The sequence below is a fragment of the Porifericola rhodea genome, from assembly GCF_030506305.1.
Taxonomy (GTDB): Bacteria; Bacteroidota; Bacteroidia; order Cytophagales; family Cyclobacteriaceae; genus Catalinimonas; species Catalinimonas rhodea.
Window position 1 is genome coordinate 1,676,965 of the sequence record NZ_CP119421.1, and the last position, 15,284, is coordinate 1,692,248.

The window sequence follows — 15,284 nt, forward strand, 5'->3', positions numbered from 1 at the left end:
TATTAATACAGCTAAAGAATATTATGCGAAACAAAATATTAAAAATTCACCCGCAGGATAACCTGATTGTAGCGCTAGATGAGCTTAGTGCCGGAGAGGTTGTAAGCTGGGAGAATGAGTCTTTTACCATACAAAACGATATCCCTCCCAAGCATAAATTTGTAACTCAGGATTTAGCCGTAGGCGGTCAAATTTATATGTATGGGGTATTGGTGGGAAAAGCTATGCAACCGATTAAAAAAGGGGAAGCGATTACTACCAAAAATGTAAAACATGATGCCAGCAACTTCAGCCTGGGGCAAAGAAAATCCGGATGGCAAGCCCCTGAAGTAAGCTCTTGGAAAGACAAAAGTTTTATGGGGTATCATCGGGATAATGGTAGTGTTGGAGTAGCCAACTATTGGCTGTTTATTCCTTTAGTGTTCTGCGAAAACCGCAACATTCGCGTTATACAACAGGCTTTAGTTAAAGATTTGGGGTATGACAGAAGTAGCAGCGTAGATTTTGATGTGCAGTCGCTTATTCAACAGCACCAGCGGGGAGCTTCAGAAGCTGAGATGCTCTCTTCAGATATTGTCATTACTGCTGAAGAAATGCAGAACAAAAGGGCTTTTCCAAATGTAGACGGCATTAAATTTCTTACCCATGAAGGAGGTTGCGGCGGTACCCGAGAAGATGCTCATACACTCTGCTCACTTTTTGCCAGCTATATTACCCACCCAAATGTAGCCGGAGCTACAGTGCTTAGCCTGGGTTGCCAGAATGCAGAAGCAGAAATTCTACAAAAAGAAATTTTTAAACGAGATGCTAGCTTTAGCAAGCCGCTCTACATTATGGAGCAGCAGAAAAGTGAATCTGAGAGAGCCTTTATTAGCGAGGCTATCAAAAAAACCTTTGTAGGGCTTACCCAGGCAAATAAAATTGAAAGAAAGCCCGCAGCACTTAACAAATTGGTGGTAGGTCTGGAATGTGGAGGTTCAGACGGATTTTCAGGCATTTCTGCCAACCCTTCAGTAGGTCATGCAGCAGATTTGCTGGTGGGGCTGGGTGGCTCCGTTATATTATCAGAATTTCCTGAGCTTAATGGTGTAGAACAGGAGCTAACCGACCGTTGTGTCAATGATGCTATTGCCAATAAATTTATCAGCATTATGCGAGCTTACAGTGCCAGTGCAGAGGCCGTAGGCAGCGGATTTGACGCTAACCCCTCTCCGGGCAACATTAAAGATGGCCTTATTACAGACGCTATCAAATCTGCCGGAGCCGCTAAAAAAGGTGGTACTTCACCGGTTGTAGATGTACTGGACTATACTGAAGTAGTTCGTACGCCTGGCCTCAACCTTTTATGCACTCCCGGCAATGATGTAGAGTCCACTACCGGACTGGCAGGCTCCTGGGCGAGTATTATTCTTTTTACCACCGGGCTGGGCACGCCTACAGGCAATCCTGTAGCACCTACCCTTAAAATTTCCAGTAATACTACACTCTCCCGGCGTATGTCAGATATTATAGACATTGATGCCGGTACTGTAATTACCGGAGAAGATACCATTGCCAGCAAAGGAGAAGAAATTCTGGACTATATTATTCGTACTGCCAGTGGCGCATATACGCCTAAAGCAGTAGCTATCGGTCAGGATGACTTTATTCCCTGGAAGAGAGGCGTATCACTCTAAAATCTTTTTTATATCAAATAAACGACCTAAACATGTCAAAAAGACTAAGTCAGCAAGCAGTACTTAATGCTGATATTGTAGCAAAACCAAACTTACACCTTCCTGAAAAGCGGCACCTGGAGTCACCGGACAAGATTATACAATTCGGATCAGGAGCTCTGCTTCGAGGCCTTATTGACTTTTTTATAGACAAAGCTAAACGCGAAGGCCAGTTTGACGGTAGGGTAGTTATTGTAAATAATACTAAATCCGGCCGGAGTACTCGCTTTAATGATCAGGATGGACTATTTACACTTTGTGTAGAAGGGTTTGCCAAAGGAGAAACTGTAAAAGAACATATTGTAAATGCTGCTATCAGCAAAGCGCTACCGGCAGCGGATCACTGGGAGGATATTCTTTCGTACGCACGCAACCCAGAGGTTAATACAGTAGTCTCTAATACCACAGAAATTGGTATTACACTACACGAAGATGATGATTTGAAGGCAAACCCGCCGCAATCATTTCCAGCAAAGCTTACTGCCTTTTTACACGAGCGTTTTATGACACTGGGTGGCTCGCCACAGAGTGGTATGCTAATATTACCTACTGAACTAATTCTGGATAATGGCTCCAAGCTTAAAGACATTGTTTTAAAACTGGCCGTAATCAATAGGTTGGGTAGTGATTTTACAGACTGGATTAAGGAGCATAATATTTTTTGCGATACTCTGGTAGACCGTATTGTGCCTGGTGAGCCTGAAGAAGAAAAACAAAAGAAAATTGAAGAAGAGCTCGGTTTTGAAGATCAGCTGCTAACTGTGAGCGAGGTGTACCGCCTTTTTGCTGTAGAAGGCAAGCGCAAAAAAATTCTGGAAAAAGCACCCTGGCTGGCTGTTGACGAAGGAATTATCATCAGCGAAGATATTACCCCTTATCGTGAGCGCAAGCTCCGTATTCTTAATGGCGGACATACGATAAGTGTGGCCGCAGGCTTTCTATGTGCATTAGATACAGTGTACGACTGTATGGAAGACCCTGTAATGTCACAATTTATAGACAAGGTAATTAAAAAAGAGATTGTGCCCAGCCTGGAGATTGACCAGCAAATGGCTAGCGAGTTTGCCAACGATGTACTGGACAGGTTCCGTAACCCTTTTCTAAACCACAAGCTAATTAGTATTACACTACAGTACACCTCAAAGATGAATATGCGTAATGGGCTCACTTTTAAGCGCTATTACGATAAATATAAGACAGTACCAGAGCTTATGTGTGCGGGCTTTGCCGCTTATCTATTGTTTTTACGTCCTATAAAAAAAGATGGCACCCGCTATTTTGGCGAATTCAATGGTCAGGAGTATCCTATAAACGATGATCAGGCAGAATATTTTTACCAGATCTGGAAAGAGGTAGATATACAAGACCCGGTATTGGTTAATAGTTTTGTAGATAAAGTACTGCTTAACCAGCAGCTGTGGGAGTTAGACTATAGTCAACTTGGCGATTTTGCAGCGAGAGTAAAGCATTATCTGGGAGAGTACGCACAACATGGCGTTAAGCAAACCCTTGCTCAGCTGCTTAAAAGCTAAAACTGGTAAAAGCAATTTCTTTTAGTATATTTTGAAATAGTAAGTGCTACATAATATTTTGTAGCACTTTATCTTTAATGATACCATCTGCAACAACACTACAAACTACTAAATATGAAAGTCTCCAGAAGACAGGCCTTAGCTTCACTAGGAGCTGTAGCCGGTGCCTCATTACTAGAAAGCTGCGGCAGTACTGCATCCGAACAAGCGAATCAACCTACTCCTGCTAAAACTGCCCTTAATTCTGAAAAAAACCTTTTTAGCTACTGCCTGAATACCAGCACCATACGCGAGCAACAACTGGGCCTGGTGAAAGAAATAGAAATTGCGGCTCAGGCAGGTTATGATGGTATTGAGGTTTGGGTGCCTGGAGTACAAAAGTATGTAGAAGAAGGAGGAAGCTTAAAAGACCTTAAAACCCGTATTGATGAGCTGGGGATAAAAGTGGAAGATGCTATTGGTTTTGCCCAGTGGATTGTAGACGACCCACAGGTACGAGCCAATGCATTTGAGCAAGCCAAAAGAGAAATGGATATGCTGGCACAGATTGGCTGTACTCGTATTGCGGCCCCTCCTGCTGGTGCTACCGACAAAGTTGGTCTCGACCTGCTGGCAGCTGCCGATCGGTATCGTCAGTTGCTCGAGCTAGGTGAAGAAATGGGCGTAATCCCACAATTGGAAGTTTGGGGCTTTTCGGCCAACCTACACCGTTTAGGCCAGACTACTTTTGTAGCTATGGAAAGCGGCCACCCAAAGGCCCGTATACTTCCAGATGTTTACCATCTATTCCGTGGCGGGTCCAGTTTTAACGCTTTGCAGATGCTTAGCGGTAGCACCGTAGAGATATTTCATATGAATGATTATCCTGCTCAGCCAGCACGAGATCAATTGACCGACAAGGACAGAGTATACCCTGGCGATGGAGTAGCACCTCTGAACCAGATTCTACAAACTCTTGCTGCCGGAGGCACACCTAAAGTACTTTCTCTAGAACTGTTCAACCCTAACTACTGGAAACAAGACCCATTAGAAGTGGCCAAAACAGGTTTGCGTAAGATGAAAGAGTCGGTAGAACAAGCCCTCAAGAGCTAAGCGGAACATTTCAAATTAACTTAATAATTTTTTTTTAAAACACTGAATATCAATTTTTTACATTTAAAAACAAAAGAACTATCCGGGGTGTAAGACAGTTATTATTGTCCAACTATAATTGTATGCACCCATTTAAACCTTCTATTATATTTCATACGCCTGATGCACTAAACGCAGAAGGAGAAAATATTCTGGCTCGCTTTCCTGAGGCCCACACCGAACAGATTAAGCAACATAACCGACTCCCTGACCTTAATGGTATTGGGCATTATAAAGTAAAATCAGATGTGCTGGTGCTGGGTAGGTTAAAGACACAAATATGTCGTGAAAACGGCCGTTCGGCAGATTTTATAGCTCCTAGCTTTGCCAACGGTTGTACAGGAGGCTGTACTTATTGCTACGTAGACCGTCACAAATCTGTAAATCCCATTACGCTTTTTACCAACACCCAGGAAACTTTGCAGACGATAGACCGGCATGTGCACACGCTTAGCTGGCCCAAAAAGCCGCATCAGACAGATTCTACCTATTATGTGTATGATATGGGCTGTAATTCGGATTTATCGGTAGACGCCTCTATTTCTCCGGGTATTATGCAGGCGATGGACTTTTTTAGGGAGCACCCAAAAGCAAAAGGCAGCTTTGCCACCAAATTTGTAAATACAGACCTGCTTAACTATAACCCAAAGCGTAAAGTGCGCATCCGTTTTAGCCTTATGCCCTCTGCTATTAGTAAGTTAGTAGATGTTCGTACCGACCCTATAGAAGAGCGCCTGCAAGCCATTAATCATTTTTATGATGCGGGTTATGAGGTACACGTAAACTTTTCTCCGGTAATCGTTTATGGTAAAACCTGGCGAGACGACTACAAAGCTTTGTTTAAGCAACTTGACAGTATTGTAAAGCCAGAGGTTAAGGCACAAATGAAATGTGAAGTCATCTTTCTGACGCATAACAAAGCGCAGCACGAAGCAAACCTGAATATTAACCCTAAAGCTGAGCAGATCTTATGGCAACCCGAATGGCAGGAAGGAAAAAAAAGTAAAATGGGCGGCGATAATATCCGCTACCAACACCAACTCAAGTCTAAAATGATAGACATCTTCAAACAAATTCATCAGGAGACTATACCCTGGTGTGGTATCCGCTATATCTTTTAAATAGTAAGGGGTATAGCTATTTACTATACCCCTGGATACTTAGGCTGGCAGCCTGTTTCTTATAAAAGAATAAGTAGCAATACTATTACAAGCAGAGCTCCTCCTCCTATGTAAATCCCTCCTGACATTGCCTGTTGCTTAAGCGCCTTAGCTTCTTCTTTTACATCTTTAATTTCTGAACGAATAGCTTCTTTTTCAGCTTTTGTAGTAGCATCTTTTTTAGCTTCTTTGAGCACATCGACACGCTCTTCCAGTTGTTCAAGGGCTAGTTGATACTCTTCTTTGGTCATTTGCTCATCTGCAGGAAGTGGGTCAGTAGCAGCGTTGACCTTCAGAGTGCTAAAGCTTAATGTAAAAGAGAGTAGAGTTAGAAACAGAACTTTAGTTTTCATTAGAAAAAATAGTTTGGTTAAAAAATTAGCTTAAGAAGCAATCAGAAAAGTATACTTAAGCTTGTAATAGTAATTAACAGAGATGCATATTAGAATGTTTACACAACATCTATTAAAAGGATAAACAGGAGTTTACACAGACTTTACTATCTACTTTTTTTTACAAAAAAATCTCTCTATTGCCCTCTAACATAAGATTACCTACATATCCTGATATTTTTACCCCTACCTTAATTATTTTTTTTACCTAACTTTTAAGCTACATGCACATCGGTGCTACTTCTCTTCAAGTCCATTTAGGGGAAAGCTTTTCCAGGCAATACCCTCGTACGGACTATTCTGACCAGCCTCGTAGAGTAGGCCAATTTTGCTACTTTCTACAATCGTCATATCAGAGTAGGCAGATGGCCCTGAGTGCACCCCTTGCAATACCTGCCAGGTTTTACCAGCATCATCACTATACTTAATACTCATATTCTCTCTGGCTTTTTCACTCGCAGGGTTTGCAAACAATATATAATTTTGCTTAGCTATTGAGTAAGTCTGCATAGACGCCTGGCAGATAGGCTCTTCTAATGCGGGAGCGTGCTGCATATCTGTCCAGCTTAGGCCAGAATCATAGCTATAGGCCAGTTGACGTGTACTTTGGCTACGATCGTAATTACGCATATTTAGCATAAGCATTCCCTCTTGCAGCTCTACAACTTCACATTCGTTAACCTGGTCTTTAGGTGTACGTCCACCCAACTTCCAGTTATAGCCGCGATCATCAGAGTAGATGATGTGAGAGTAGTATTTTTTAGTATTAGCTTCAATATGATCACAAGCTACCACTATTCTTCCGGCATGCTCACCCTTTTTGAGCTGTATGCCCGAGCCCGGCCCCGTGGCGTACCAGGTCCAGTTATCTTTTTTTACGTCTTTAGTTATTTCATGGGGCTTAGTCCAGTGTTTGCCTTCGTCGGAAGATCGTAAGACATATACCCTTCTGGTATCTTTACTACTTTGAGCAATAATGTCAGGCTCGTGGTCTTCTCCCCTATTCCAGCTTGCCAAAAGAATTATATCTCCGCTTTGAGTATCTACAATTGGTGCAGGGTTACCGCAGGTATTGCTTTCATCATTCCATACCAACTCCAATGGGCCCCAGTTTTTGCCACCGTCCTCTGATCTTTTAACGACCAGATCTATATCTCCGGCATCGCCACAAGAATTTTTTCTGGCTTCGGCAAACGCCAACACAGTTCCTTTATTTGTAGTTACCACAGCAGGAATACGGTAACAGGCGTAGCCTTCTTCGCCACTTTTATAAATATGCTGTAAGACCTGATCTTTGTTTGCTTGTACCTGCTGGGCCGGAAGGCAAGTACTAAACAGGCTAAGTCCGAGAGCAAACAATAGGGAGTTAAAAGATATTGTCATGTTGCTAGTTTGTGTAGTAATTAGGTTGACTTCTTATGAAAGAAAGTAAATCTGAGGTCAAAAACCATTGAATTTTTACTTAAACTAGGGTACATAAGCCATTATCACTTTAACCTTATGCCTACTATGAGATCAAGACCCTCTGTATTGTTTTTTGATGTAAACGAAACTCTGCTGGATTTGCAGCCTGTCAAAGATTCCGTAGCACAAGCACTGGAAGGGCAAAGAGAGTTGGTGCCTCTATGGTTTACTACTATGTTACAGTATGCTTTAGTAGGTACCGTGAGCGACCAGTTCAGAGATTTTGGTTCTATTGGGGTAGCATCTATGCAGCTCGTAGCACATAAAAATAAGATGGAGCTCAGCGAGGCAGACGCTCGAGAGGCGCTTAAACCTATGACTTCTTTAAATGCCTATCCTGAGGTTGCAGAAGCCCTGCACCAGCTACAAAAGAGTGGCTTTACTTTAGTAGCACTTACCAATTCTTCTCGCTACGCTATGGAGAGTCAGCTTACCTACGCAAAGCTTAGCCCTTATTTTGACCAATGCCTGAGTGTGGAAGATATTGGCTTTTATAAGCCTCACCAACATGTGTACCGTTGGGCTGCTTACCAGTTGGATACACAGGTCAATGACTGTATGATGGTAGCCGCACATGGATGGGATGTAGCCGGTGCCCACTGGGCCGGTATGCAGACTGCGTTTATAGAGAGAGAAGGGCAAACTAAATATCCACTGGCTCCTGATACTGATCTTAGCGCACGAGATATGGCAGAGCTAAGCAGGCAGTTAAATAATTGATATTGAAAGCTGATTTTTAGTATAAAATTGTTAACAAAAGTATACATTGATACGAGTCAAAAGCAAAAAAGCTGAGCATCATCCTTTATCAGCTCATGTTATTTGTTATATTTGTTTTTGATGGCTTTATGAAAACCCTACATATTTTCATTTTTAATAGCCTTGATCTTAGCACTAATTGCAGTATGCAACATCTTTTTTAACAATAACTTTAGTATAAATATAAAGCAACCTAAATTTTATAGTATCCCATCTGAGCCTTCCCACCTACATAATATTCTATGTAAAAATATTTTTGTGGAAGATCTGATATGCGTACCGGATATTCATAAAATTTTTAGCTTTGACTATTCTTATCAATATAACATATGCAATCGACCAATTTCCGCTTTAAGGCATTAGAAAAAACACTGGACAGAAAGCCTGTACCTGTGAAGTGTCCGTCCGACAAAATTTCTGAATACTTCGGACAAAACGTATTTGACAAAGAAACAATGCGCCGCGTGCTATCTGCCGACATCTACAAGGCATTGATCATGGCAATAGATAAGGGTGCAAAAATTGAGTCGCATGTTGCTGATGCCGTTGCCTCAGCTATGAAATCCTGGGCTATCTCTAAAGGTGTTACCCATTACACCCACTGGTTTCAGCCCCTTACTGGTGCTACTGCCGAAAAGCACGATTCCTTCTTTGAGCCAGATGTGCAGGGCAGGCATATGGAAAAGTTCAAAGGTTCTGCTTTGGTACAGCAAGAGCCCGATGCCTCTTCTTTCCCTAGTGGAGGTTTAAGAAATACTTTTGAGGCGCGCGGCTATACTGCCTGGGATCCAACTTCTCCGGCATTTATTATGGAGAATGGTAGCGGAAAAACGCTCTGTATCCCTACTATTTTTGTCTCTTACACAGGCGAAGCTCTGGACTACAAAACACCCCTGCTTAAAGCTATGGCTTTTGTAGACCAAGCCGCTACCGACGTATGTAAGTCTTATTTTGATGAGGGGGTAACGCAGGTAAAAGCCTCTTTGGGTATTGAACAGGAGTATTTTCTCGTAGACCGTGCCCTATACCGTGCACGCCCCGACCTGGTACTTTCAGGACGCACCGTGTTTGGCCATTCCTCTGCAAAAGGTCAGCAGTTGGAAGACCACTACTTTGGCTCTATTCCTACCCGCGTGCACAACTTTATGGTGGACCTGGAAGTTGAGTCTCATAAACTGGGAATACCTATTCGTACACGTCATAATGAGGTAGCGCCTCGCCAGTTTGAGTGCGCTCCAATGTTTGAAGAAATTAACCTGGCCGTAGACCACAACCAGCTGCTGATGGACCTTATGGAGAAGGTAGCAGAAAGGCACGACCTAAAGGTATTGCTGCACGAGAAGCCCTTTGCCGGTATTAACGGTAGTGGTAAGCATAACAACTGGTCGTTAGTTACCAGCACAGGTAAAAATCTGCTTTCGCCTAGCTTTAAGCCAGAAGACAAACTTCAGTTCCTGACTTTCTTTATCAATACGATTAAAGCTGTACATGAGCATAATGGTTTGTTAAGAGCCTCTATCGCATCCGCTGGTAATGACCACCGCCTTGGCGCTAATGAAGCTCCTCCTGCAATTGTTTCTGTTTTTATTGGGTCTCAGCTCACTAAGGTGCTGGACGATATGGAAAATAACGCATCGGTAGAGCATAATGGAGATGATAATATGTTTATGCAATTAGGCATAGACAAGATTCCACCTATTTTGCTAGACAACACTGACCGTAACCGTACCTCTCCTTTTGCCTTTACTGGTAATAAATTTGAATTTAGAGCAGTAGGTTCATCAGCAAATAGTGCCTCTTCGGTAACTGTGCTTAACACCATTATGGCAGATCAGCTGAACAAGTTCAAAAAAGAAGTGGACGCACTAATTGCCAACGGAGACAAAAAAGAGGTGGCTATCGTAAATGTGCTCCGCCGCTATATTAAAGAGTCTAAAGACATTCGCTTTGAAGGCAATGGCTATAGCGAAGAATGGGAGAAAGAAGCTGCAAGAAGAGGGCTATCTAACATTACTAACACTGCCGAAGCTTTAGATGAATACCTAACAGATAAGTCTAAGAACCTATTTGTAAGCAATAACATATACACTGAGGCAGAGCTGGAAGCTCGCCTGGAGATTATGTGGGAGCATTACATCATGAAGGTGCAGATAGAGTCTCGTGTAATGGGTGACCTGGCACTTAACCATATTATCCCGGCTACTTTGCGCTACCAGAATGAGCTGATTTCTGCCCTTAGCGATATGAAGAGCTTAGGCCTGGACTACGAAAATACGGTTGGCTTCCAGACTGTTAATGAAATTACGCACCACCTTAATATTGTAAAGGCGAAGGTACATGAGATGATTGAAGCCAGAAAAGCAGCCAATAAAGTAGAGGATAACCGAGAGCGTGCTATTATGTACAAAGACATAAAAGAAGGCTTCTTTGACGAAATCCGCTACCATGTAGATAAGCTGGAATTTTTGGTTGACGATGCCGTATGGCCACTAGCCAAATACAGAGAGTTACTTTTCTAATTTAATAGATACAGTTTCAATTAAGTTAAGCCTACTTTTACCGGTAGGCTTTTCTTTTTAGAAAATTTCCCTGCTTCTTTATCATCTAATATTGAGGCTTTACGTTATAGTTGGGTAATATGGACTGTGCTACATCACACTCATCAAAGCTGACTCCTCTGAGCCATCCTTTGGATGTGCAAAAGGGCTGGTTGTGCCGTATCGTAGCCATTCTGCTGCTCATTATTACGCTTCTTTTTTCTATCTGGGCAGTACCATCCCGACTTCAGCCTACGGCTAAAACTGCTACTGAAGATAGCCTGACCTATTATACTTCTTATACCAGCTACAGCGCTACGCTTAGTACTCAGCAGTTGCCGGTACTTCCAGCCGTTTACTTTTTTATTGGGGTAAACTATTTGCCAGAAGTAGGCATATGGTCCATTACGCTGGATTTGAAAGAGCGGTTGTTTATACCCTCTTATCTTAGGAACCCATTCTACATCTACACTTCTATCCACGCGCCCTAGCCCTTATCCATTGTAATTTTTACTAAGCTGACTTATGCACCTCATCGGTCAATCAGGCAAACTATGCCTTTTTATTAAACACTATAAACAATAGACAACAATGGATCAATTTAAAAAACATAAAGTAGAGGAAAAGGAGTATGAGGATCAGGTAAACTGGCCCGTAGTCATACCCATACTGGTAGTTATAGCTGCCATGATTCTCTATGCCTTTTTATTTTAATTAATTGTCCATCCCGTCTCTACTTATGGGATGGACTTTCCACTTCGCCTCCTTTATCCTTACCTTCGCGTATAAAGCTGAAACTCATGTCACAATTAAGCCCCAGAGTTGAAATAAAATATTGTACTCAGTGCCGCTGGATGTTGCGGGCGGCCTGGATGGCACAAGAACTGTTAACTACCTTTGATGGAGAACTGGCCGAAGTGGCTTTACAGCCCGGGACAGGCGGTATATTTGAAGTACGGCTGGATGATGAGCTTATTTACTCTCGCAAAAATGAGGGGCGTTTTCCTGAATCTAAAGAGCTGAAACAGTTAGTAAGAGACAGAATTAATCCTGAGCGCTCTCTGGGCCATAGCGATAGAAAATAAATTCCCTCCCCGTTTGCTTATGCAGTTCTTAGTCTAAACTCCTGTCATGAACCAGTTCGCGAAAAAGCACTTTAACCTTATTCTTTTTTTATCTACTGTACTAGGCTTTATACTTCCGCAGCCAGGAGAAATCTCTGGTCCGCTAATACTCGCTATACTCTGCTTTATTATTTTTGCTTCTTCGTTTAAAGTGGATTTCTCGCCTGCTTTTTTTCGCTCTCAGTCTATTACAATAGTAGGTTTTTATGTTTTAAGGTTTTTGTTGCTTCCCTTACTATTGTTTGCCTTGGTGTTTCCTTTTTCTTCATTTTATGCCAGCGCAGTATCTCTGCTCTGCCTTTTGCCCTGTGGTGTTACCTCTCCGGCCTTTAGCAATGTGTTTGGAGGCAATGTTACACTCGCTCTGGCTTTGCTGATTCTCAGTAGTTCTTTAACTCCATTCTTATTGCCTTTTCTAAGCAGCTTCCTTATGTCTGATGAACTGGAAGTAGATCGGTTTCAGCTTTTCCAAACTTTATTTATCACAGTTATTTTTCCTTATCTGGTACACCTTCCTTTAAAAAGACATCAGGGTATTAGCCGGTGGATGCAACACCACGACTCTTTTATTTCCATATTCGGTATTGCCGGTATTTTTACGCTTGCCATTGCTGAGTACCGTTATGTATTGTTAAGCGATACTGCATTAGTACTGCCTTACTTTTTGGTGAGTCTGCTGGCGTTTTTGTTCTTATATGTATTTGGCTATAGTATCTGGTTTAGGGCTTCCAGAGCAGACAAAGTAGCACTATTATTTAGCTCTGGTGCTAACAACGTAGCCTTGGGCATTGTCGTTAGCTTTTTGTACTTCCCTATGCAGATGGGGGTGTTTTTTGTGGTATCTGAAATCGTATGGGTGCTTGTGCTAATTCCAGTCAGAAGGTTGATGAAAACATAGGCATAAGACTGTTTACGCAGCATTAGGCTTACGAAAAGCAGACCGTAAAGGTGGAGCCTTTACCTGCTGCACTCTTAACAGATATTTCTCCTCCATTATTTTCAACAATACGCTTTATCATGTAAAGCCCTACCCCTGTACCACTTACGTGGGTATGTAGTCGGGTAAACATCTGAAAAAGTTTTTTCTGCTGCCGTTGGTCCAGTCCCAGTCCATTATCGCTCACCGACAGATAGACTTGACCTTCCTCTTCCCAGCTCTGTATTTTTATATCAGGGCTTCTATCTGGATGCGCATATTTTATGGCATTAGAAATCAGGTTATAAAGTATGCTTCTAAGGTGTTTGGCAGGATAATGTATCTCTTTTACCTTAAAATCTGTCGTAATGTTGGCTTTTGTCTTTCGGATATTGTTTTCAAGATCTTGGTACACCTCATCGTACAAATCCTGAAATAGTAAGTCTTCCTGATTTTCTTTTTCCTTTTGGAGCTTGGCAATTTCTGAAAGATCGTTAATCGTATTTTCCAGCCTGTCCATAGATACTTTCATCATTTTGATGATCTGCTGCTCCGACTGTCCTGTCTTTTCATCAATTCTTTCTTCCAGCATGGTGAGTAAGCTTGCCAGGTTCAGGATAGGCGTGCGCAGATCATGAGAGGCAGTATACACGAAATTGTCCAGGTCAATATTTACTTTGGTTAACTCCTTATTTCTCTCCTGCATTTGCTTTTGCATCCATATTAGCTCTTCCAGGTAGGTTTTTTCATCATGAATATCGGTAGCAGTGCCATACCACATGACAATCTTACCTTCTGCATCTTTCAAAGGCAGCGCGTGAGACAGTACCCAGCGATAGGTACCATCTTTAGTAGCGATCCGATGCTCTATTTTGTAAGTATCTCCTGTTTCTACAGAATGCTGCCAGGCTTTCAGAGTAGGCTCTACATCGTCAGGGTGCGGCACCATTTTCCAAAGCCCTTTTGCCCCCTCCTTCTGCGGTATACCAGTGTACTCCGACCACTTTTTATTATAAAAAACGACTTCTCCATTAGGCAATGCTTTCCAGACGATATGAGGAATCATATCAATTAAAAACTCAAACTCGCTAATATTTTTCTTATTCTCCTGCTCCAGTAGCTTTCTCTTATGAATATTAGTGGCGGTACCCATCCATTTGACGATATTACCACTACTATCATGCATAGGCAGGCTTCGGCAAAGGTGCCACATGTATTCTCCCTGATGGTTTCTGAGCCTGTACTCTGCTTCATATGGCTTACCGCTTTTCATGCTGGCATTCCATTTTTTAAGTACCGTGGCTAGATCATCCGGATGAACAATATTAGTCCAGCCATAGTCCATAAGCTCTTCGTAGATATGCCCGGTATATTCCAGAAAACGATGGTTTACATAGCAGCTATTGCCATTAGGAGTAGCCCCCCAGATTTTTTGCGGAATCAGCTCTGCCAGTTGCACAAACTCTTCTATATCTTTTACTTTCTGCTGGGCTCTAATTTTGTCTGTCTGATTACGCACTACCTGTACCGCTCCTACTACTTTTCCCTCCTGATTTTTGATCGGATTAAAGGTATATTCATAGTATACCAGATGATGCTCAGGGTGATTGTACATACGAGTGACGGTAAATGTCTCTCCCTTCAGAGCATTACCCCATAGCGCTAAAGCATCGTCTTGGTACTCAGGATGATGCTGTACTACCTCCTGCACCTGCATACCCGTTTTTAGGTTAGTGCCAAAAAGCTCATATATTTCTTTCTTATAAGCTTCGTTAAAAATTGTAAACTCAAACTTCCAATTAATAGCACCAATTAAGTCAGAGGTGCTATCTATAATACTTCTTAAGCTATCGTGAGAGGACTGTAGCTGTTGGTATTCCTGAGGTGTGATGCTATTCTTTTTTTGCTGAACGTTCATCTGTATCATTTCAATATGATATCTGATTATGGGGCTCTAAACCTTAAGCTGAAAGATGAATTTGTGGTAGTTTCAAGTCAAATCAGCCGTTTACTCGGGCATTCAGATCAACATTTTTTCTGCCTATGGAGTAACATAAGCATTTTATTTGAAAAATTACAATCTGTCATTCGTAACAAGATGCTCCAAAAAGCTTGCCCTATCAACACCTTCTCTAAGAATTAGTATTAAATGACTTAGTAAGCTTACTTTCTGATTTATTTACTCTAGGTATCCGGACCCACCCTGCGCCTGCATAAATCACTAAAACTCATTATTATTCAACACATTAGCCTTCGCATTTTGAGAAAAAGATGTTTTAGGATGGTACGGTGATTCAAACTGGACTTCTGTCTACTTAATACTATGTGAAATTTTGCCGAACACAATTTAGACAATAGCAGACTAAACTATAGATAAGAGAAGACATAAAAAAAAGCACTTACAGATGTTTCTGTAAGTGCTTTAAAATCAAGTGGGTCCTGTAGGATTCGAACCTACGACCCCCTGCTTGTAAGGCAGGTGCTCTAAACCAACTGAGCTAAGAACCCATTATTTTGATTAATTGGGCTAACTTTTAAGCCCCTTTATCAAAAT

At 42.0% G+C, this 15,284-nt stretch carries 13 protein-coding genes and 1 tRNA gene; 10 read left to right on the forward strand and 4 right to left on the reverse strand.

Annotated elements, in window-relative coordinates; all coding sequences use genetic code 11:
* Positions 1-23 precede the first annotated feature (23 nt).
* The 4 genes from PZB74_RS06830 to PZB74_RS06845 all read left to right on the forward strand — a co-directional run bounded on the left by PZB74_RS06830 (position 24) and on the right by PZB74_RS06845 (position 5,499).
* The gene (locus tag PZB74_RS06830; RefSeq protein WP_302241656.1) at positions 24-1,676 is read left to right on the forward strand and encodes a UxaA family hydrolase; all 1,653 of its coding nucleotides are present in this window, start codon (positions 24-26) and stop codon (positions 1,674-1,676) included.
* A 32-nt stretch (positions 1,677-1,708) separates the two neighbouring features.
* Entirely contained in the window at positions 1,709-3,247 is a 1,539-nt protein-coding gene (locus tag PZB74_RS06835) for a tagaturonate reductase (protein ID WP_302241658.1), read from the forward strand.
* Between the two features lie 114 nt (positions 3,248-3,361).
* Positions 3,362-4,339 (forward strand): sugar phosphate isomerase/epimerase family protein, encoded by a 978-nt coding sequence (locus PZB74_RS06840; protein ID WP_302241660.1) that lies wholly within the window; start codon positions 3,362-3,364, stop codon positions 4,337-4,339.
* Between the two features lie 122 nt (positions 4,340-4,461).
* Entirely contained in the window at positions 4,462-5,499 is a 1,038-nt protein-coding gene (locus PZB74_RS06845) for a spore photoproduct lyase family protein (protein ID WP_302241662.1), read from the forward strand.
* A gap of 59 nt (positions 5,500-5,558) precedes the next feature.
* On the opposite strand, the gene PZB74_RS06850 is transcribed toward PZB74_RS06845, so the two are convergent.
* Both PZB74_RS06850 and PZB74_RS06855 read right to left on the reverse strand, forming a co-directional pair.
* A complete protein-coding gene (locus PZB74_RS06850) occupies positions 5,559-5,891 on the reverse strand; it encodes a hypothetical protein (RefSeq protein WP_302241664.1) in 333 nt (110 codons plus the stop codon).
* 276 nt (positions 5,892-6,167) lie between these two features.
* Positions 6,168-7,313, reverse strand: a complete 1,146-nt coding sequence (locus PZB74_RS06855; RefSeq protein ID WP_302241665.1) for a sialidase family protein — start codon at positions 7,311-7,313, stop codon at positions 6,168-6,170.
* A gap of 126 nt (positions 7,314-7,439) precedes the next feature.
* Between PZB74_RS06855 and PZB74_RS06860 the strand changes: the two genes are divergently transcribed.
* The 6 genes from PZB74_RS06860 (at position 7,440) to PZB74_RS06885 (ending at position 12,712) form a co-directional block, all read left to right on the forward strand.
* On the forward strand, positions 7,440-8,114 hold the full coding sequence (locus tag PZB74_RS06860) for a haloacid dehalogenase type II (protein ID WP_302241667.1): 675 nt from the start codon (positions 7,440-7,442) through the stop codon (positions 8,112-8,114).
* Positions 8,115-8,482: 368 nt separating this feature from the next.
* A complete protein-coding gene (locus PZB74_RS06865) occupies positions 8,483-10,672 on the forward strand; it encodes a glutamine synthetase III family protein (RefSeq protein ID WP_302241669.1) in 2,190 nt (729 codons plus the stop codon).
* Between the two features lie 119 nt (positions 10,673-10,791).
* On the forward strand, positions 10,792-11,181 hold the full coding sequence (locus PZB74_RS06870; RefSeq protein ID WP_302241672.1) for a hypothetical protein: 390 nt from the start codon (positions 10,792-10,794) through the stop codon (positions 11,179-11,181).
* A 100-nt stretch (positions 11,182-11,281) separates the two neighbouring features.
* Positions 11,282-11,404, forward strand: a complete 123-nt coding sequence (locus tag PZB74_RS06875; RefSeq protein ID WP_302241674.1) for a hypothetical protein — start codon at positions 11,282-11,284, stop codon at positions 11,402-11,404.
* A gap of 86 nt (positions 11,405-11,490) precedes the next feature.
* Positions 11,491-11,775, forward strand: coding sequence for an Rdx family protein (locus tag PZB74_RS06880; protein ID WP_302241675.1), 285 nt, complete (start codon positions 11,491-11,493; stop codon positions 11,773-11,775).
* A gap of 46 nt (positions 11,776-11,821) precedes the next feature.
* Positions 11,822-12,712, forward strand: coding sequence for a bile acid:sodium symporter family protein (locus PZB74_RS06885; RefSeq protein ID WP_302241677.1), 891 nt, complete (start codon positions 11,822-11,824; stop codon positions 12,710-12,712).
* 28 nt (positions 12,713-12,740) lie between these two features.
* Here the strand turns inward: PZB74_RS06885 and PZB74_RS06890 are convergent, their stop codons facing one another.
* The gene (locus PZB74_RS06890) at positions 12,741-14,648 is read right to left on the reverse strand and encodes a PAS domain-containing sensor histidine kinase (protein ID WP_302241678.1); all 1,908 of its coding nucleotides are present in this window, start codon (positions 14,646-14,648) and stop codon (positions 12,741-12,743) included.
* 515 nt (positions 14,649-15,163) lie between these two features.
* Positions 15,164-15,238, reverse strand: a tRNA-Val gene (locus PZB74_RS06895).
* Positions 15,239-15,284 lie beyond the last annotated feature (46 nt).

Coding starts and splice junctions, on each gene's coding strand:
- PZB74_RS06830 (WP_302241656.1), top strand. CDS start 24: ATGCGAAACAAAATATTAAAAATTCACCCGCAGGATAACCTGATTGTA.
- PZB74_RS06835 (WP_302241658.1), top strand. CDS start 1,709: ATGTCAAAAAGACTAAGTCAGCAAGCAGTACTTAATGCTGATATTGTA.
- PZB74_RS06840 (WP_302241660.1), top strand. CDS start 3,362: ATGAAAGTCTCCAGAAGACAGGCCTTAGCTTCACTAGGAGCTGTAGCC.
- PZB74_RS06845 (WP_302241662.1), top strand. CDS start 4,462: ATGCACCCATTTAAACCTTCTATTATATTTCATACGCCTGATGCACTA.
- PZB74_RS06850 (WP_302241664.1), bottom strand. CDS start 5,891: ATGAAAACTAAAGTTCTGTTTCTAACTCTACTCTCTTTTACATTAAGC.
- PZB74_RS06855 (WP_302241665.1), bottom strand. CDS start 7,313: ATGACAATATCTTTTAACTCCCTATTGTTTGCTCTCGGACTTAGCCTG.
- PZB74_RS06860 (WP_302241667.1), top strand. CDS start 7,440: ATGAGATCAAGACCCTCTGTATTGTTTTTTGATGTAAACGAAACTCTG.
- PZB74_RS06865 (WP_302241669.1), top strand. CDS start 8,483: ATGCAATCGACCAATTTCCGCTTTAAGGCATTAGAAAAAACACTGGAC.
- PZB74_RS06870 (WP_302241672.1), top strand. CDS start 10,792: ATGGACTGTGCTACATCACACTCATCAAAGCTGACTCCTCTGAGCCAT.
- PZB74_RS06875 (WP_302241674.1), top strand. CDS start 11,282: ATGGATCAATTTAAAAAACATAAAGTAGAGGAAAAGGAGTATGAGGAT.
- PZB74_RS06880 (WP_302241675.1), top strand. CDS start 11,491: ATGTCACAATTAAGCCCCAGAGTTGAAATAAAATATTGTACTCAGTGC.
- PZB74_RS06885 (WP_302241677.1), top strand. CDS start 11,822: ATGAACCAGTTCGCGAAAAAGCACTTTAACCTTATTCTTTTTTTATCT.
- PZB74_RS06890 (WP_302241678.1), bottom strand. CDS start 14,648: ATGAACGTTCAGCAAAAAAAGAATAGCATCACACCTCAGGAATACCAA.